Raw genomic sequence first — 17,869 nt, 5'->3', positions numbered from 1 at the left:
CCGAGTACCGGTGGGTAACGTCCGGGCAGTCCAGTCGTGCTCACCCCACTGAGCACCCCCGATCTTGGACCGCAGCCGGTGCGTCACACAGAGCCGTGGCACCGGAGCCCGATGAGGAGCAGCAGTCTTGCGCGAGTTCAGCCTTCCGGCCCTGTACGAGGTCCCCTCGGACGGCAACCTGACGGATCTCATCCGCCGCAATGCCGCTCAGCATGCCGATGTCGCGGTGATGAGCCGCAAAGTCGCGGGCGTCTGGACGGACGTCACCGCCGCCCGGTTCCTGGCCGAGGTCAGAGCCGTCGCCAAGGGACTGATCGCCGCCGGTGTCGAGCCCGGCGCCCGGGTCGCCCTGATGTCCCGCACCCGTTACGAGTGGGTGCTGCTCGACTTCGCGATCTGGAGCGCGGGCGCCGTCACCGTGCCGGTGTACGAGACCAGCTCCCCCGAGCAGGTCCAGTGGATCCTCGGCGACTCGGGCGCGGTCGCGGTCCTGGTCGAGAGCGACGCGCACGCGGAGGCCGTGGCCTCGGTGCGCGACCGGCTGCCGGAACTGCGCCATGTGTGGCAGATCGACGAGGGCGCGGTCGACGCGCTGACGGCGTCGGGTGCGGAGGTCTCCGAGGAGACCGTGGACCTGCGCAGCGCGAGCGCCAAGGCCGACGATCCGGCCACCATCGTCTACACCTCGGGCACCACCGGCCGCCCCAAGGGCTGTGTGCTGACGCACCGCAGCTTCTTCGCGGAGTGCGGCAACGTGGTGGAGCGGCTCAACCCTCTCTTCCGTACCGGTGAGTGCTCCGTACTGCTCTTCCTGCCCGCCGCGCACGTCTTCGGCCGGCTGGTCGAGGTCGCCTCCGTGATGGCGCCGATCAAGCTCGGCTGCGTACCGGACATCAAGAACCTCACCGATGAGCTGGCCGCTTTCCGGCCGACCCTGATCCTCGGGGTGCCGCGGGTCTTCGAGAAGGTCTACAACTCGGCCCGTGCCAAGGCGCAGGCCGACGGCAAGGGCAAGATCTTCGACAAGGCCGCGAGCACGGCGATCGCCTACAGCCGCGCGCTGGGCACGCCGCAGGGTCCGTCCGTGGGCCTGAAGTTCAAGCACAAGGTCTTCGACCGGCTGGTCTACAGCAAGCTGCGGGCCGTGCTCGGCGGACGCGGCGAGTACGCGATCTCCGGCGGCGCGCCGCTGGGCGAGCGGCTCGGCCACTTCTACCGCGGCATCGGCTTCACCGTCCTGGAGGGCTACGGACTGACGGAGTCGTGCGCGGCCACCGCCTTCAACCCGTGGGACCGGCAGAAGATCGGTACGGTCGGCCAGCCGCTGCCCGGCTCCGTCGTGCGGATCGCCGACGACGGCGAGGTGCTGCTGCACGGCGAGCACCTGTTCTCCGGCTACTGGAACAACGAGACGGCCACGGTCGAGGCGCTGGCCGACGGCTGGTTCCACACCGGTGACATCGGCACCCTCGACGAGGACGGCTACCTCGCGATCACCGGCCGCAAGAAGGAGATCATCGTCACGGCGGGCGGCAAGAACGTCGCTCCCGCCGTCATCGAGGACCGCATCCGCGGGCATGCCCTGGTCGCGGAGTGCATGGTCGTCGGCGACGGCCGCCCGTTCGTGGGCGCGCTGGTGACGCTGGACGAGGAGTTCCTGGGCCGCTGGGCCGAGGAGCACGGCAAGCCCGTCGGCTCGACCGCCCTGTCACTGCGCGACGACCCGGAGCTGCTGGCCGAGGTGCAGCGCGCGATCGACGACGGCAACGCCGCGGTGTCCAAGGCCGAGTCCGTACGCAAGTTCCGCATCCTGGCCGCCCAGTTCACCGAGGAGGCGGGCCACATCACGCCGTCGCTGAAGCTGAAGCGGAACGTGGTGGCGAAGGACTTCGCCGACGAGGTGGAGTCGATCTACCGCGCCTGAGCCCGTGTCGCGTACGAAGGGGCCCGTTCCGCGGGCCCCTTCCGCGTACCCGGTCGCTCAGAGCAGTTCTCTGAGCCGCTCCGCCAGCAGGTCCCAGCGCCACTTCTCCTCGACCCAGGCCCTGCCCCGCTCCCCCATCCGCCGGCGCAGCTCCGCGTCGCCGAGCAGCGCGACGATCCGCTCCGCCGACTCCTCGGCCGAGCCTCCGCGCACCACCCACCCGGTCTCGCCGTCGAGCACCGCGTCCGGGGCGCCGCCCGAGTCGCCCGCCACGACCGGCAGCCCGGTCGCGGACGCCTCCAGGTAGACGATGCCGAGGCCCTCCACGTCGAGGCCGCCGCGCCGGGTGCGGCACGGCATCGCGAAGACGTCGCCGGCCCCGTAGTGCGCGGGCAGCTCCTCCCACGGCACCGGGCCGGTGAACCGCACCGAGTCCTGCACCCCGGTCTGCGCGGCCAGCTTCTTCAGTTCCGCGGCGTACGGCCCGCCGCCGACGATCAGCAGGACCGCGTCGGGCACCTCGGCCAGGATCGCGGGCATCGCGAGGATCAGGGTGTCCTGGCCCTTGCGGGGCACCAGCCGGGACACACAGACGACGACCGGCCGGTCGGTGAGCCCGAGCCGGGCCCTGACCCGGTCGCCGCCGGAGTCCGGGTGGAAGGTCTTCTCGTCGACGCCGGGCGGGAGCTGGACCATGCGGTCAGCGGCCGCCGGGGTGAGCGCGGCGGCGATCCGGGAGCGGGTGTACTCGCCGAGGTAGGTGATCGTGTCCGTGCCCTCGCCGATCCGCCGCAGCAATTGCCGGGAGGCGGGCAGCTGGGCCCAGCCGGCCTCGTGCCCGTGGGTGGTGGCGACCAGCCGGCGGGCGCCGGCCCGGCGCAGCGCCGGTGCCATCAGCCCGAGGGGGGCGGCGGCGCCGAACCAGACGGACGAACAGCCGTGGCTGCGCAGCAGCTGCGCGGCGCGCCGGGTCACCCGCGGGGTCGGCAGCAGCATCGTCGTACGGTCGCGGACCACGGTGAAGGGCTGCTCGGCGTCGAAGGCGGCGGTGGCCGCCGCACCCTCCGCGCCGCGCTTCCAGGTGGAGGCGTAGACGACGACCTGTTCGGGGTCCAGGCGGAGCGCCATGTTGTGCAGGAACGCCTGGATGCCACCGGGGCGGGGCGGGAAGTCATTGGTCACGATCAAGGTCTTGTCCATCGCCGCCGACAGTACCGGGCGGCCCCGTTCCCCCGCCGTCGGCGGTACCGGGCGGCCCGGCCTGATGGCTCCCGCACAGCGCGGGCGGGCATCATGGCTCCTCGTACGACGGACGGAACGGGTGAGGGCGGGTCATGACGGGTTCGAGCGACACACGGCCGGCCGCCTTCGCGGTGTGGGCGCTGACCAGGGCCCTGCTCCTGCTCTGCGTCGTGAAGGTGATCACGCTGCCGGGCCCGGACGTGACGAGCGATGTGTCGGTGATCTACCACGGCTGGTACGACGTACTGAGGTCGGGCACCTATCCGCAGTCCGACGTCACCTGGCAGTACCCGCCGGTCGCGGCCCTCGCCATCCTCTCCCCCGCGCTGCTGCCGTTCCTGGACTACGCCTCGGCCTTCTTCGTCCTGGCGTTCCTGTGCGACGCGCTGGTGCTGGGCCTGCTGCTGTACGCGGGCCGGGGCGCCGCCCGGCGAACGGCCGGGGCGTGGGTGTGGGTGGCGGGGGTGCCGCTGCTCGGTACGACCGCGTACGCCCGGTACGACGTGATGGTGACGGCCGTCGCGGTGGCGGCTCTGCTGGCGGGTATCCGGCATCCGCGGGTGCTGGGGGCGCTGGCGGCGTTCGGGGCGCTGCTGAAGGTGTGGCCGGCGCTGGTGCTCGCCGGTACCGCCCGTGGCCGAAGGACGCGCCTGGCGTGGACGACGGCGGCCGCCGTGGCGGTCGGGCTGCTGGTGCTGTGCACCGCGGCGGCGCCCGGGGCGCTGGCGTTCCTGGGGTTCCAGCGGGACCGGGGCACCGAGGTCGAGTCGCTGGGGGCGCTGGTCTTCCATGTGGCGCGGCAGTTCGGCTGGCAGGGCCGGGTGGAGCTGCACTACGGCTCGCTGGAGTTCCTGGGCCCGCACGTGCCGCTGGTGAGCACCCTCTCCCTGGGGCTGAGCGTCGTCGCGTTCGGCTGGCTGCTGATGTGGCGGCTGCGGGCGCGCACGTTCGGGGTGAGTACGACGGCGGACGCGGCGTTCACCGCGGTGCTGCTGTTCACCACCACGAGCCGGGTGATCAGCCCCCAGTACATGCTGTGGCTGGTCGGTCTGGCCGCGGTGTGCCTGGTGTTCCGGGAGAGCCGGATGGCCTGGCCGGCCGGTCTGGTGCTGGTGGCGACCGGCGTCACCCAGCTGGAGTTCCCGCTCGGCTTCATCCACGTGGTGACCAGCGACGCGACCGGCGTGACGCTGATGTTCGTACGCAACGGGCTACTGGTCGCCGCTTCCCTGCTCGCGTGCGCGCGGCTGTGGCAGGACACGGTGCGCGGCCCGGCCGGCGCTGTTCCGGCCGCGGGCACGGCACCCGCCGCGCCCCCGCTCAGCCGAGCCGGCTCCCCAGATACTCCCGCCAGCGCGCCGTGAAGTCCTGCGGAGTCGTGCCGAGCACCTCGTGCAGGGCCTGCTCCACCGCTCCGTCCCGCCCGGAGTGGCCCCCGACGGCCCGGTAGAAGGCGAACAGCTTCGCCTCGCCCCAGTGGTCGGCGATGAGCTCGCAGGCCAGCCAGCCGCCCTCGTACGCCCTCGCCAGCCGGTCCGCGTCGCCCGCGAAGCCGAAGTCCTCGTCCGTGGGCAGCGCGGCGGGCCCGTCACCGCCACGGACGGCGTCGGCGAGCTCGGGGGCGATCTCGGCGGCGGTGCGCTCCTGCGCCCGGTAGGCCGCCCAGTCCGCGAAGCCCTCGGAGAGCCAGGTGGGGGTGGCGGCGGAGGTGTCGGCGCGGGTGGCCACATGGGTGGTCTCGTGGGTGAGGACGACGCGCTGTCCGAAGGCCCCGAGCATGGCGTACGCCTCCGGGTTGACGATCACCCGGTCGGCGGGGGCCTTCCCCGAGCCGCCGGTCTCGCCGGTCGTCACGGCCGCTATGCCCCGGTAGTTCGCGGCGGGCGATCCGAGCAGCTCCGCCATGTCCGTCACGGCGGCGGGCACCAGCACCACCACACGCCCCGCCCAGTGCTCCGGCCAGGCGGCGGAGACGTCGGGCACCGCCCGGTCCTCGGTGGCGGCGATCTCCTTCAGCTCGTCCCGGGTCCGGCCGACCCCCAGCACCAGGCTGTAGGTGCCGCGCACCACCTCGACCCGGCCCTGCTCCCAGAGCTGTCCGCCCCCGCCGTCGGCGGCCCGGTCGGCGGTGAGGTACCAGCGGCCGTCGGCCGGGTCCCGCTCCAGGTCGAGCACCCGGTCGACGGAGACCGGCGCGCTGTCGTAGCCCTCGATCCGGTATCCGAGCCGCACATCGGCGGTGGCCCGGTCGGCCCCGTGCGCGGCGAGGTCCGTCACCCGGTAGGTCCAGGTGGCGAGCGGTACGTCGGCGAGGTGGCCGAACTCCTTGCGCTGTGCGCCGCGCAGCGCGGTGGCGTCCGGGTCCACGACGGCGACGTAGGCATCCTCGTCGTGGTGCAGCACTGCGGCGGCGCGGCGGTCCAGCGTGGCGCGGATGTCGCGGGCGGTGGTGTCGGGGGCCTTGTCGGCCGGGGCCGCGCAGCCGGCCGCACACAGCAGCGCGGCAAGCACGGCGCCCGCCGCGCGCCGTCGTCCGCCGCGTGCCCGCGTCGCGGTACGCCCTTGATCAGCCACATGACCGAGGGTAAGGGCTGTCGGGGAGGTCAGACCCGGGTGACCGAGGAGACGGGCATCATGCCGACGGGGTCGTAGCGGACCGGGGCTCCCGGATACGGGGCGTGGATCACCTGGCCATTGCCCACGTACATCCCGATGTGGCTGGCGTCCGCGCGGTAGGTGACCAGGTCTCCGGGGCGGGCCTCGGACAGCGGCACCATGCGGCCGGCATACCGCTGGGCCTGGGAGGTCCGCGGCAGGCTCACCCCGGCCTGGGCGTACGCCCACTGCATCAGCCCGGAACAGTCGAACCCGGAGGGTCCGTTCGCGCCCCAGACGTACGGGAGACCCAGCGCCCGCTGAACGGCCATGACGGCGGCTGCCGCCCGCGCCGAACCCGCGGGCAGACCGGCCACCGGCCCGGCGGCCCCGGCGTCGCGGCCGGTGCGCGAGGCCCGTTCGAAGGCGGCCCGCTCGGTACCGGGCAGCTCCTTCAGCAGCTCCCTGGCCTGGTGGAGCTTGCGCTCGACGGTGCGTTTGTGGCGGCTGACGGCCGCGCGGTTGCGCTCCAGGCCGGCGAGCGAACGAGCGGCCTCCGCACGGGTCTGGGCGAGCGCCTGCTGGGCCTTGCGGAGGCCGGCCAGGGCGGTGGCTCGGCGGTCGTTCACCCGGTCCAGGGTGGCGGCCCGGTCGAGATAGCTGTCGGGGTCGGAGGAGAGCAGCAGCGCGAGCGAGGGATCGATACCGCCGGCCCGGTACTGCTCGCGGGCGGCCGAACCGATCTCCGTACGCATCCGGTTGATGCGCTCCTGGCCCCGGGCCGCCCGGTCCTGGGCCCGGCTCACCTCGCCCCGCAGCCTTCCGACGTTCTCGCCGGCCCTGTTGTAGTGCTCCGTCGCCTGCTCGGCCTCGGTGAAGAGGCGGTCGACGCGGGCCCCTGCGGTCTGCGGTGTGTCCTGCGGCTCGGCGTTCGCGGTGGCCGCGCCGAGCGTCGCCGCGGCGGTCGCCGCCGCAGCCGACATCACGGTCACCCGGACGCTCCGGCTCATGCCGGGCTGTGTGGAACGGCGATGGGACACCACAGGACGCCGCACTCCCTTCCGCTGTACGCAGACGTGCGCAGCCCCTGCCACCCGGGGCGGGCGGACCGACGCACGGGAGCTGCACAGCAGGCAGACAGTAGTCGCGTGATCACGGAGCGGACAAAGGCCGCGCCGGTCGGACGGGAGGCACACACAGTGACGCCCCGCAGGTGACCTGTGGTCTCCGGCGGGGCGGCTGTCAGTACGGGGCTCGGTAATTCGCCCGTTCGGGCGTGGTCAGATGCGCACCGCGCCGTAGAAACTGCCGATCGTGTTCATCGACTCGTAGCGGACGAACGTGCCCGAGCGCGGGGCGTGCAGCACGGTTCCGTTGCCCGCGTAGAGACCCACGTGCTGGTTGCCGTTGAAGAAGACCAGGTCGCCCGGCTTCAGTTGACTCATCCCGATCCGCGTGCCCTGGTTGATCTGGGTGTACGTGGTGCGGGTGATGTTGGCACCGGCCTGGGCGTAGGCCCACATGGTCAGGCCCGAGCAGTCGTATGAGCTGGGGCCGGCCTGGCCGGGCGAATACGGTTTGTTGATCTGTGTGGCGGCGGCCTGGAGTGCGAGGCCGCCCAGGCCCGATGCGGGGGCCTCGTTACCGAGGTCGATCCGGTCACTGGCGGCGCGGCTGGCGCGCTGGTCGTCCGCGCGCATCTTGTCGCGCTCGGCCTGAGTGAGCGTGTTGAGCAGCTGACGCGCCTCGGCGAGCTTGGCCTGCTGCTTCTTCTTCTTCTCACCGAGCGTCTTGCGGACGTCCGCGAGGTCGCTCAGCTTGTCCTGGGCCTCCTTGCGCTCCTGCGCGAGGGACCGCTGCTTCTCCTGGATCTTCGCCAGCGACTCGGCCTGCTTGGCCGTCAACTGGTCGAGCGCGGAGGCCTGGTCCAGGAAGCTGTCCGGGTCCGAGGCGAGGAAGAGCTGGACGGAGGGGTCGATGCCTCCGGAGCGGTACTGCGCGGCGGCGAGGGAACCGAGGCCGGAGCGGAGGTTGTTGAGCTCCTGCTGACCGCGGGCGACCTTGTCCTGGATCGCGTCGATCTGCTTCTGGAGCTTGTCCTGCTTCTCCTTGGCCAGGCTGTGCTGCTCGGTGGCCTTCTCCGCCTCTTCGTAGAGCTTGTCGACCTTCTCCTTGACCTCGCTCTTGGTCGGCTTCGGGTCGGCGTGAGCCGCCTGGGAGGTCAGAGCAACGGCCGCGGCGGCAGTCACGCCGAGCACGGTCACGCGGGTGCGGCTCGGTTGCTTGGGACGACGGTGGGACCCCACGAAGGCGATCTCCTTCTTCCTCGAGCCGCCTACCGGGTTCCGGGGGAGATGAGATCCCCCAGCTCCGTGCACGTCACGGCCTCGGCGGTTCCTTCACTGCCACCCCGGATGGGTGATCAACCGTGCGAAGGTTCGAGGCCCGACCTTAGTGACCATCTTGTGATCAGTTCAAATCCTCACAGCAAAAATCTCGTCACAGGAGGTACTTCTTTACTCACATCACACAGGGTGTAGCGGCGACTTGACGGTCCGTTCCCTGATTTCCGGCAAGTCGCAACAAGACACGCTAGACGCGCGAAAGCCGCTTCAGGAGCAAGAGGGACGCAACGGGCCTCGCCCCCGCCTTTGCCACCCCGTCGGCGACTTCGCGGTCGGTGGAGACCACCACGACGGGCCGCCCGGGAGGTTCGGCACGCGCCAGTTGACGGATGACCTCGTCCGCCGTGACACCCGGCTTGCTGAACAGCACCCGCACCCCGCGCGGCGGCGCGAGCAGCACCGGAGCGGCCAGCTCGGCGCCGTCGAAGACACAGGTCATCTCGGCGCCCGTCTGGGCCGCGAGCACCGACAGGCCGCCCAGCAGCCGCAGCCGCTGCTTCTCCAGCGGCATCTGCGGATAGCCGGTCTTGGTGACGTTGTAGCCGTCCACGATCAGATGGGCCTGCGGCAGCGCGAGCAGTTGGTCGAGCAGCGCCGGATCGGTCTCCGAAAGCGCCCTGGCGGCAATGTCCTTGGGCGACATCCGTCCCGGCTCGACCGCGTCCACGCTGTCCGCGGGGCGCATCGAGGAGGGTGGCAGCGCCAGTTCGCGCCGCAGCCCGCCGGCCGCTTCGAGCACGGTGTCGAGCAGCAGCCGCAGCCGCATGTCCTCGACCGAGCGTCCCTCCCTGGAGGCCCTGCGGCCCGCCTCGACGGACGCCTCCGCCTCGCTGAGCCGCGTCCGCAGCCGCCGGGTCTCGCTCTCGGCCGCGGACACCTGGGCGGCCGCCTCGGCCCGCAGAGCATCGCTCTCGGCCTTGCCGCGGCGCAGCGCCGCCTCGCCGCGCTTCACCTCGTTGACCGCACTGCGCAGCTTGCGCTGGAGCGCGTCGGCCTCCTTGCGGGCGGCGTCCAGTTCGACACGGAGCCGTTCGGTCTCGCTCTTCGTCTGGGCGCGGGCCCGGGTGAGTTCCTCACGCATCCGGTCCAGTTCGAGCCGGACCTCCTCGTCGGCCCGCTCGGCGTCGGCCCGTTCGGCCTCCTCGCCGGCGGCGGCGACCAGCTTGACCCAGCCGGCCGGCCGCAGCACATAGGCCGCGGCGGCCACGTCGACGGGATCCGCGGCGGCGGGCGGAGACCCCGCCACCAGCGCGGCCGCCAGCTCCGGCTGGGACTCCTTCAGCCGTTCACCGATGCGCCGGCGGAAGGGCGCGTCGCTCTCCAGCGCGGCCGCCATCGCGTTCCCCGCGAACTTGGCACGCCGCGTCGGCGTGAAGCGTGCGTACTGTCGGAGCTGGGCCGGGAGTTCGGTGACCGTGAGACCGCCGAACGCGTCCGCGACCAGCGCGACGACCCGACGCCGCACACCTTCGGGCAGCGGGCGGTCGAGCGCCTCCACGGCGTCGCCGGCCGCGTCGGCCGGCGTGGCGCCGCCAGCGGGCTGCTCCACCTTCCGTCACCTCATTTTTTATGTCCGCACGGCCCCGTCAGGAGTCGGCACCCGGCCTGTCGACTAGTTCGATCTGGTCCACCGCGTTGCACCAACGACAGCGCACCGACTCGATGGTCTCACTGACCACCTCGCGTTCTTCGACGCTGGACTCACCGGCCAGGTCGAGGTGGACGTATTCGACGACCTTGGACGAACGCGTCACGTCGAACCTCGTCAGGTTTCCGCAGAGCGTGCAGCGCCAGCGGGTCCCGTCGGTCGGCTGGGGAACCGTCGTCATCGTTGCGTCCTCTTTCGTCGAGCCGTGAGCTGCCGGACAAGGATCTCGCGGTGCGCCGTCGAACTGCGGATGTCCTCCCGCAACCCTACGGCCTCGGCGCTTCCCCTCGACACGGCGAGGCGGTCTGTCCCGTTCCCTCCACTTGCGTCATGCTCTGTTCATGATCGATCGGCGGGCTGCGGCCGGCAGACTCCTGCGGGCGGCCACCTCGGGCGGGCCGCCGGTGACGTACGCCCTGATCGCCCTGTGCTGCGTGGTGTTCGTGATCAGTCCGCTCTCGGGATTCAACCCGGTCTACGGCACCGCGGACACCCTGCTCGCCGCCCAGGCCGGGTACTTCGAGCGCTGGGGCGTGATCCCGAGCGAACTGTGGGACGGCTCGGCGCACGCCGCCCTCACCCCGCTCACCGCACTGTTCGTCCACGGCAGCTGGCTGCATCTGCTCGGCAACATGCTGTTCCTGTACGTGTTCGGGGCGATGACCGAGGAGCGCATGGGCCACACCGAGTTCGCGTTCTTCTACCTCGGCTGCGGCTACCTCGCCCTGCTCGCCTACGCGGTCGCGCACTCCACTTCCGACCAGACGCTCGTCGGCGCGTCGGGGGCGATCTCCGCGGTCCTGGGAGCCTTCCTCTACCTCTTCCCCAGGGCCCGGGTCACCAGCCTGTTCCCGTTCCTGCTGTTCCTGCCGCTGCGCTTCCCCGCCTGGATCGTGCTGGTCTTCTGGTTCGTCCTGCAGTGGCTGGCGGCCGAGGGCGCGGGCAGCGGGCCCGGGGTGGCCTATCTCGCCCATGTGGTCGGCTTCGCCACCGGGTTCCTCTATGCCTGGGGGCGGTATCACCGTGAGGCCAGGGCCTTGCGGCCGGATCAGGCCGGATAAGGGAGCGGGGTCCGGTGCGTGCAGCTGCAAGGCGGAGGAGGGAGTCACTGCGGAGCATGGGCGACCGACGACAACGCCGGAGGGGGTCCCCCCTGGTCGAACGAAGCCGAGACCTCGGGGGAGCGCGTGCCGGACCCCCCGAGCCCGGCATGATCCGACCGCAAGGCCCTAGAGTGAAGTCTCCAGCAGGGGCCACCGAGGGAGAAAGCCAGCCGTGATCACCGCGATCGTGCTCATCAAAACCAGCGTGGACCGGATTCCCGAGATCGCCGAGGCCATCGCCGCGCTCGACAGCGTCAGCGAGGTCTTCTCGGTCACCGGTACCTACGATCTGATCGCCATGGTCCGGGTGTCCAAGCACGACGACCTCGCCGATGTCATCCCCGGCCGGATCAGCAAGATCCCCGGCGTCGAGGGAACCGACACGCACGTCGCGTTCCGTACGTACTCCCAGCACGACCTGGAGGCGGCCTTCGCCATCGGGCTGGACGCGTAACCACACCTCAGCAGTGAGGCCGGGTACGGACAGCTGTCCGTACCCGGCCTCACTGCTGAGGGGCCTCAGACCTGAGTGGCCGTACCCCGGTCCGGGACACAACGGCCGTCCTCGGTGCGGTACTTCCACTGGGCGCCTTCGCTCACGAGCTCCTTGACCGCCTTCAGGAAGCGCTCGATGTGCTCGTCCGGCGTACCCGCGCCGAAGCTGACCCGGATGGCGTTGAGGGACTTCTGGCCCGGCTCCGCCTCAGGCGCGCCGCACTCCCCGATGTCCTGCGGGTCGCTGCCGAGCAGGGTGCGCACGAGGGGGTGGGCGCAGAACAGTCCGTCACGCACCCCGATGCCGTACTCGGCGGAGAGCGCCGCGGCGAAGTGCGAGCTGTTCCAGCCCTCCACCACGAAGGAGATGACGCCGACCCGCGGGGCGTCGTCACCGAACAGCGAGAGCACCTTGACCTCGGGGACCTCGGCGAGTCCGGCCCGGACCGCGCTGACGAGCTGCTGCTCCCGGGCGACCAGGCTGTCGAACCCGGCCTCGGTGAGCGCCTTGCAGGCCGAGGCGATGGAGTAGACGCCGATGACATTGGGCGAGCCGGCCTCGTGGCGGGCGGCGGTGGTGTGCCATGCGACATCCACTCCGCCGTCGGTGCGCCGGGCGACCGTACGGGAGGCGCCGCCGCCCGCCAGGTAGGGCTCGGCGTCGCGCAGCCAGTCGGAACGGCCGGCGAGGACGCCCGAGCCGAACGGCGCGTACAGCTTGTGGCCGGAGAAGGCGACCCAGTCGACGTCCAGCTCCGCGATGTCGACGGGGTGGTGCGGGGCGAGCTGGGCGGCGTCCAGCACGATCCTGGCGCCGTGGGCATGCGCGGCGGCGGCGAGCTCCTTGACCGGCCACAGCTCGCCGGTGACGTTGGAGGCGCCGGTGACGCAGACCAGCGCGGGGCCGTAGGGGTCACGGCCCGCGAGGGCCCGCTCCAGCGTCTCGACGGCCTCGTCCGGAGTGCGCGGGGCGTTCAGGTACGTCACCCGGGCATCGCGCCAGGGCAGCAGCGAGGCGTGGTGCTCGGTCTCGAAGACGAACACCTGGCAGTCGGCGGGCAGTGCGGCGGCGAGCAGGTTGAGCGAGTCGGTGGTGGACCGGGTGAAGATCACCTGGTCGTCGGCGCGGCAGCCGAGGAACTCCGCGACCGTGACGCGGCTGGACTCGAAGAGGTCCGTGGAGAGCTGCGAGAGGTAGCCGGCGCCACGGTGGACGCTGCCGTAGTACGGCGCGTACGCGGCCACGTCGTCCCACACCCGCTGCAGGGCCGGAGCGCTGGCGGCGTAGTCCAGCGCGGCGTAGGTGACCTCACCGCCGGTGACCAGCGGAACCGTCACATCCTTGCCCAGAACGGGCAGCGGCGCACAAATGGACCGGTCGGTGGCAGCGGTGAAGACAGACATGACGAACTCCCGTAACAGGCAGGCGAATTCCGTGTGCCTGCGGATACGCGGCAGCACGGAAGGAAGAAAGAGGGTGTGCGGAGTAGGGCCGAAAAGCCCTATCGCATTCGCGTGCTCACAAGAGGCTCCCTGAGGACCAGGACCCCACGGGTGGACATCTCACGATGTCGAGGGGTCCGCGCTTGCCGCAGACCTCGCTGCCTGCGGCCTGGTCTTCACCCGGGGCACCCCGCCACGGACGGAGGGTTGCCGGACAGCGGGCCGGGGCCGTAGTCGCTGTCACTCATGACCTGCGCAGCATCTTGCCATACCTACGAGAACGCGCAAGGCGCAGTCCATGATCTGGACTGCGCCCTGCCTCACATTCCGTACGCCGCACTCTCAGGCGTTGCTGGCCACGACCCATCTCTCCAGCGCCCCGGCTGCCGCGCCCGAGTCGATGGACTCGGCGGCCTTCGCCATCCCCGCGGTGAGCTGCTCGGTGAGCGTGCCCTCCCCCGGGTCCAGCGCGACGAGCGCCGCCGCCGAGTTGAGCAGGACGGCGTCCCGTACCGGGCCCGTCTCCCCGGCGAGCAGCCGGCGGGCCACATCGGCGTTGTACGAGGCGTCGGCGCCCCGCAGCGCCTCCACCGGCACCAGGTCGATGCCGACGTCGCGAGGGTCGAATGCCTCCTCGCGCACCACGCCGTTCCTGGCGACCCAGACGCGGGAGGTCGCGGTGGTGGTCAGCTCGTCGAGGCCGTCGTCGCCGCGGAAGACGAGTGCGGAGTTGCCGCGCTCGGCGAGGACGCCCGCGACGATGGGCGCCATCCGCAGGTCGGCGACGCCGATCGCCTGCGAGCGCACCTTGGCCGGGTTGGTGAGCGGCCCGAGGATGTTGAAGGTGGTCGGCGCGCCGAGCTCCGCGCGGGCCTTCGCCGCGTACCGCAGGGCGGGGTGGAACTTCACGGCGAAGCAGAACGTGATGCCCGCTTCCTCGGCCACCTCCACCACACGCTGCGGGGGCAGTTCCAGATTGACGCCGAGCTTGCCCAGGACGTCGGAGGAACCGCTGGCCGACGACGAGGCGCGGTTGCCGTGCTTGACGACCTTGGCGCCGGTCCCGGCGACGACGATCGCCGACATGGTGGAGATGTTGACCGTCTTGGCCATGTCGCCGCCGGTGCCCACGATGTCGACCGTACGGCCGGGCACATGGATGGTCGTCGCGTGCTCGTACATCGCACGGACCAGGCCGGAGACCTCCGTGACGGTCTCGCCCTTGGCGCGCAGCGCCACCGCGAAACCGGCGATCTGCACATCGGTCGCCTCGCCGCTCATGATGCGGTCCATCGCCCAGGCGGTGTCGTCGGCGGTCAGATCCTGGCCGCGCAGCAGGGGGGTCAGCACGCCGGGCCAGGAACGGGCCGCCACGCTGTCGCCGCCGACCGGGGTCACAACGTTCATGGTCCACTCCTGGGTCCACAGCCGATAAAAGGGATGAGACCACCCTATCGAGCCCCGGGGACAGCGAAGAGCCCCGTCCACGCGATGGACGGGGCTCCTGCTGTGGCGATCAGTTCAGGTGATCAGTGGTGGCCGTGGCCGCTGGTGATCTCCTTGTACTCCTCGGCGGTGGGCTTGGCGATCTGGTTGTTCTCGCCATAGAAGCCCTTGCTGAGCTTGGCCCGCAGCTTCGTCACCAAGGACACCTTACGCTCGACACCGTTCTCGTCGACCGTCGGGCCGATCTCGACCGGCTTGTACTGCTCGTGCGCGGTGAGCGTGTGCAACTGGGCGGGTGCGAGCGGCTCGTGCACCTCGACGAACTCACCGTGCGGCAGGCGCTTGATGAGACCGGACTCGCGCCCGTGCAGCACCTTCTCCTTGTCCCGGCGCTGAAGGCCGAGGCAGATCCGCTTCGTCGCGATGAACGCGAGAACCGGTCCGACGAAGAAGAAGATCCGTACGAACCACGAGATCGCGTTCAGCGACAGGTGGAAGTGCGTGGCCCAGAGGTCGTTTCCACCACCCACGAGCCCGATGAAGTACACCGTGATCCAGGCGACACCGAAGGCCGTCCGGGTCGGGGCGTTGCGCGGGCGGTCCAGGATGTGGTGCTCGCGCTTGTCGCCGGTGACCCAGGACTCGATGAACGGGTAGACCGCGATGGCACCCAGGATCACACCGAAGAGCGTCAGCGGGATGAGCACACCCAGGACCAGCGTGTGGCCCCAGAGGTTGATCTCCCAGCCCGGCATCACTCGGATCAGCCCCTCGGCGAAGCCCATGTACCAGTCGGGCTGGGCGCCGGTGGACACCTGGTCCGGGCGGTACGGGCCGATGGCCCAGATCGGGTTGATCGAGGCGATGCCCGCGATGACGGCGATGACACCGAAGACCAGGAAGAAGAACCCTCCGGCCTTCGCCATGTACACCGGCAGCAGCGGCATGCCCACGACGTTCTTGTTGGTCCGGCCGGGACCCGCGAACTGCGTGTGCTTGTGGTAGAAGACCAGGATCAGGTGGCCCACCAGCAGCCCGAGCATGATGCCCGGCAGCAGCAGGATGTGGATCGAGTAGAACCGCGCGACGAAGTCGCCGCCGGGGAACTCCCCGCCGAACAGGAACATCGAGATGTACGTACCGATGACCGGCATCGCCAGGATGGCGCCCTGGGTGAAGCGGACACCCGTACCGGAGAGCAGGTCGTCCGGGAGCGAGTAGCCGGTGAAGCCGGTGAACATACCCAGCACGAACAGCAGGAAGCCGAACAGCCAGTTGATCTCACGCGGCTTGCGGAACGCACCCGTGAAGAACACGCGCATCATGTGCACGAACATGCCGGCCAGGAAGATCAGCGCGGCCCAGTGGTGGATCTGCCGGACGAGCAGACCACCGCGGACGTCGAAGCTGATGTCCAGCGTCGAGGCGTAGGCCTCGGACATCCGGATGCCCTGCATGGGCTCGTACGGGCCGTGGTACACGACCTCGTTCATGCTCGGGTGGAAGAACAGCGTCAGATACACACCCGTGAGGATGATGATGATGAAGCTGTAGAGGCAGATCTCACCGAGCATGAAGGACCAGTGGTCCGGGAAGATCTTGCGCATGTTGGCCTTGGCCAGGGAGTAGATCCCGAGCCGGCCGTCCGCCCAGTCGGCAACCTTCTCGCCGGCGGGCGCCTTGCGCTTCGTATCGGTCGAAGTGCTCATCCGCGCTCCCAGAATGCAGGACCGACGGGCTCTTCGAAGTCACCGAGCGCCTGGAGGTTGCCCTCCTTGTTCACGCCGATCCGCAGCTGCGGAAGGGCGTGACCGGCCGGACCGAAGATGACGCGGGCGCCGTCGGAGAGGTCGAAGGTGGACTGGTGGCACGGGCAGAGCACGTGGTGCGTCTGCTGCTCGTACAGGCTGATCGGGCAGCCGACGTGGGTGCAGATCTTCGAGAAGGCCACGATTCCCTCGTGGGCCCACTCGCGCTCGCGCTTGTCCTTGATGTTGTCCGGCTCGATGCGGATGATCATCAGCGCGGCCTTGGCGATCTGCACCTGGAAGTCGTGCGCGTCCTCCTCCAGGCCCTCGGGCATGGCGAAGGTCAGCGAACCGACGACGACGTCCTCGGGACGCAGCGGCTCCATCGTGTTCATGTTGATGAGCTGCTTGCCCTCGGCCCACAGCGTCGAGCGGAGCTTCTTCTCCGGCAGCGGACCGAGGTCGCGCAGCAGCACCACACCGGCGAGCGGCACCAGGGCCAGCGCACCGAACATGGTGTTACGGATCAGCTTGCGCCGGCCGAACGCGGACTCCTCGGCACCTGCCGCGAAGTCGGCGAGAACCTTCGCCTTGACCTCGGGCTCGGCCGCGATCGCGTGACGGTCGTCCGCGACCTCCACGTCCGACATCAGGGTGCGCGCCCAGTGGACGGCGCCCGCGCCGATCGCGAAGAGCGCCACGCCCAGGGTCAGACCCAGGGAGAAGTTGAGCGCACTCACATGACCGAACGGGAAGATGTAGACGATCTTGTCGACCGGGAAGATGACGTAGGAGGCGATGAAGCCGACCGTCGCCAGCATGGACAGCGTGAACATGAACGCGACCGCGCGCTCGGACCGGTTGGCGGCCCGTTCGTCGATGTCCTGGATGCGCGGCTTGTGGGCCGGCAGCCCCGGGTCGGCGAACGGATCGCCCGCACCCTCTACCGCGCCGTGCGCGGCGTCCTGCTCTTCGGGCAGGTTCTCTTCTGGAATCTCTTGGCTACTCATGACTTCTTGGCCTTAGCGGTGTGGGCCGCGACCCAGACGGCAACTGCGATCAGTGCGCCCAGACCGAAGATCCAGCCGAACAGACCCTCGCTGACCGGACCGAGTCCGCCCAGGCTGAGGCCGCCGGGGCTCTCCGACTCGGAGCCGTTCACGGTCTGGACGTACGCGATGATGTCCTTCTTCTGCTGCTCGGGCATCGTCGAGTCGGGGAACGAAGGCATGCTCTGCGGGCCGGTCTGCATGGCCTCGTAGATGTGCTTCGGGTCCACGCCTTCGAGGCTGGGGGCGTACTTGCCCTTCGTCAGGGCACCGCCCTCGCCGGTGAAGTTGTGGCACTGGGCGCAGTTGGTACGGAACAGGTCGCCACCCTTGGCGACGTCCGCACCCTCAGGGCTGACCTGGCTCTTGGTCGGGACGATCGGGCCGGCGCCGAGCGACGCGACGTATGCCGCGAGCTGGTCGATCTCGGCCTGGGTGTAGATGACCTTCTTCTTCGGTACCTGGGCGCCCGGCTGCTGTGCCGGCATACGGCCCGTACCGACCTGGAAGTCAACGGCGGCGGAGCCCACGCCGACAAGCTGGGGCCCGTCGGTGGTGCCCTGACCGCCGGTTCCGTGGCAGCTGGCGCAACCGACGGAGTACAGCTTCTTGCCCTCGTCGATGGCGAGGGACTGGGCGGTGTCGTCGGCCTGCGCCTTACTCGCGGGCGCAAACGCGGCGTACAGCCCCCCAGTAGCCGCAAGCGCGAGGAGTAGTACGACGACCGCCGCCAACGGATGGCGTCGTCGTGCGGAGAGCTTTTTCACGGAT

At 70.5% G+C, this 17,869-nt stretch carries 15 protein-coding genes and 1 riboswitch; of the genes, 4 read left to right on the top strand and 11 right to left on the bottom strand.

Features of this window, described 5'->3' with window-relative positions:
- Positions 1-127 precede the first annotated feature (127 nt).
- Complete coding sequence (locus OG912_RS26270; protein ID WP_327711521.1) at positions 128-1,924, top strand: AMP-dependent synthetase/ligase; 1,797 nt, start codon at positions 128-130, stop codon at positions 1,922-1,924.
- 57 nt (positions 1,925-1,981) lie between these two features.
- Here the strand turns inward: OG912_RS26270 and OG912_RS26265 are convergent, their stop codons facing one another.
- Entirely contained in the window at positions 1,982-3,124 is a 1,143-nt protein-coding gene (locus OG912_RS26265) for a glycosyltransferase family 4 protein (protein WP_327711520.1), read from the bottom strand.
- Between the two features lie 134 nt (positions 3,125-3,258).
- Here OG912_RS26265 and OG912_RS26260 point away from each other — a divergent pair, with 134 nt between their 5' ends.
- Positions 3,259-4,530 (top strand): glycosyltransferase family 87 protein, encoded by a 1,272-nt coding sequence (locus OG912_RS26260; protein WP_327711519.1) that lies wholly within the window; start codon positions 3,259-3,261, stop codon positions 4,528-4,530.
- On the opposite strand, the gene OG912_RS26255 is transcribed toward OG912_RS26260, so the two are convergent.
- The 5 genes from OG912_RS26255 to OG912_RS26235 all read right to left on the bottom strand — a co-directional run bounded on the left by OG912_RS26255 (position 4,487) and on the right by OG912_RS26235 (position 9,995).
- Positions 4,487-5,740, bottom strand: a complete 1,254-nt coding sequence (locus tag OG912_RS26255; RefSeq protein ID WP_327711518.1) for a hypothetical protein — start codon at positions 5,738-5,740, stop codon at positions 4,487-4,489. The two genes, OG912_RS26260 and OG912_RS26255, sit on opposite strands and share 44 nt — an antisense overlap.
- Before the next feature lie 29 nt (positions 5,741-5,769).
- On the bottom strand, positions 5,770-6,804 hold the full coding sequence (locus OG912_RS26250) for a C40 family peptidase (RefSeq protein ID WP_327711517.1): 1,035 nt from the start codon (positions 6,802-6,804) through the stop codon (positions 5,770-5,772).
- A gap of 237 nt (positions 6,805-7,041) precedes the next feature.
- A complete protein-coding gene (locus tag OG912_RS26245; protein ID WP_327711516.1) occupies positions 7,042-8,067 on the bottom strand; it encodes a C40 family peptidase in 1,026 nt (341 codons plus the stop codon).
- A 286-nt stretch (positions 8,068-8,353) separates the two neighbouring features.
- Positions 8,354-9,715 carry an NYN domain-containing protein gene (locus OG912_RS26240; RefSeq protein WP_327711515.1) on the bottom strand — a complete coding sequence of 454 codons (1,362 nt, stop codon included), beginning with the start codon at positions 9,713-9,715 and terminating at the stop codon, positions 8,354-8,356.
- A gap of 37 nt (positions 9,716-9,752) precedes the next feature.
- Positions 9,753-9,995, bottom strand: a complete 243-nt coding sequence (locus tag OG912_RS26235) for a hypothetical protein (protein ID WP_014156692.1) — start codon at positions 9,993-9,995, stop codon at positions 9,753-9,755.
- A 160-nt stretch (positions 9,996-10,155) separates the two neighbouring features.
- On the opposite strand from OG912_RS26235, the gene OG912_RS26230 reads away from it, so the two are divergent.
- Both OG912_RS26230 and OG912_RS26225 read left to right on the top strand, forming a co-directional pair.
- Positions 10,156-10,875, top strand: a complete 720-nt coding sequence (locus OG912_RS26230; RefSeq protein WP_327711514.1) for a rhomboid family intramembrane serine protease — start codon at positions 10,156-10,158, stop codon at positions 10,873-10,875.
- 214 nt (positions 10,876-11,089) lie between these two features.
- Positions 11,090-11,371: an Lrp/AsnC family transcriptional regulator gene (locus OG912_RS26225; RefSeq protein ID WP_136328375.1), complete on the top strand. Its 282-nt coding sequence runs from the start codon at positions 11,090-11,092 to the stop codon at positions 11,369-11,371.
- Positions 11,372-11,436: 65 nt separating this feature from the next.
- On the opposite strand, the gene OG912_RS26220 is transcribed toward OG912_RS26225, so the two are convergent.
- The 5 genes from OG912_RS26220 to qcrC form a co-directional block, all read right to left on the bottom strand.
- Positions 11,437-12,816 carry an aminotransferase class V-fold PLP-dependent enzyme gene (locus OG912_RS26220; protein WP_327711513.1) on the bottom strand — a complete coding sequence of 460 codons (1,380 nt, stop codon included), beginning with the start codon at positions 12,814-12,816 and terminating at the stop codon, positions 11,437-11,439.
- A gap of 173 nt (positions 12,817-12,989) precedes the next feature.
- Positions 12,990-13,107: riboswitch (SAM riboswitch) on the bottom strand.
- Positions 13,108-13,197: 90 nt separating this feature from the next.
- The gene (trpD, locus tag OG912_RS26215) at positions 13,198-14,262 is read right to left on the bottom strand and encodes an anthranilate phosphoribosyltransferase (protein WP_327711512.1); all 1,065 of its coding nucleotides are present in this window, start codon (positions 14,260-14,262) and stop codon (positions 13,198-13,200) included.
- Between the two features lie 122 nt (positions 14,263-14,384).
- Entirely contained in the window at positions 14,385-16,010 is a 1,626-nt protein-coding gene (qcrB, locus tag OG912_RS26210) for a cytochrome bc1 complex cytochrome b subunit (RefSeq protein ID WP_327711511.1), read from the bottom strand.
- The gene (gene qcrA, locus OG912_RS26205; protein WP_327711510.1) at positions 16,007-17,059 is read right to left on the bottom strand and encodes a cytochrome bc1 complex Rieske iron-sulfur subunit; all 1,053 of its coding nucleotides are present in this window, start codon (positions 17,057-17,059) and stop codon (positions 16,007-16,009) included. Before qcrA ends, qcrB begins: the two co-directional genes overlap by 4 nt.
- Complete coding sequence (qcrC, locus tag OG912_RS26200; protein WP_326735762.1) at positions 17,056-17,865, bottom strand: cytochrome bc1 complex diheme cytochrome c subunit; 810 nt, start codon at positions 17,863-17,865, stop codon at positions 17,056-17,058. The genes qcrA and qcrC overlap by 4 nt, the downstream gene beginning before the upstream one ends.
- Positions 17,866-17,869: the final 4 nt, after the last annotated feature.

The sequence above is a fragment of the Streptomyces sp. NBC_00464 genome (assembly GCF_036013915.1).
Lineage (GTDB): Bacteria > Actinomycetota > Actinomycetes > Streptomycetales > Streptomycetaceae > Streptomyces.
Note: the sequence above shows the minus strand (reverse complement) of the source record. Positions and strands in the feature narration are given on the sequence as shown.

Excerpts from the sequence above, each read along its gene's own strand:
- OG912_RS26265 (WP_327711520.1), bottom strand. The coding sequence starts at position 3,124 with ATGGACAAGACCTTGATCGTGACCAATGACTTCCCGCCCCGCCCCGGT.
- OG912_RS26260 (WP_327711519.1), top strand. The coding sequence starts at position 3,259 with ATGACGGGTTCGAGCGACACACGGCCGGCCGCCTTCGCGGTGTGGGCG.
- OG912_RS26235 (WP_014156692.1), bottom strand. The coding sequence starts at position 9,995 with ATGACGACGGTTCCCCAGCCGACCGACGGGACCCGCTGGCGCTGCACG.
- OG912_RS26230 (WP_327711514.1), top strand. The coding sequence starts at position 10,156 with ATGATCGATCGGCGGGCTGCGGCCGGCAGACTCCTGCGGGCGGCCACC.
- OG912_RS26220 (WP_327711513.1), bottom strand. The coding sequence starts at position 12,816 with ATGTCTGTCTTCACCGCTGCCACCGACCGGTCCATTTGTGCGCCGCTG.
- trpD (WP_327711512.1), bottom strand. The coding sequence starts at position 14,262 with ATGAACGTTGTGACCCCGGTCGGCGGCGACAGCGTGGCGGCCCGTTCC.
- qcrB (WP_327711511.1), bottom strand. The coding sequence starts at position 16,010 with ATGAGCACTTCGACCGATACGAAGCGCAAGGCGCCCGCCGGCGAGAAG.
- qcrA (WP_327711510.1), bottom strand. The coding sequence starts at position 17,059 with ATGAGTAGCCAAGAGATTCCAGAAGAGAACCTGCCCGAAGAGCAGGAC.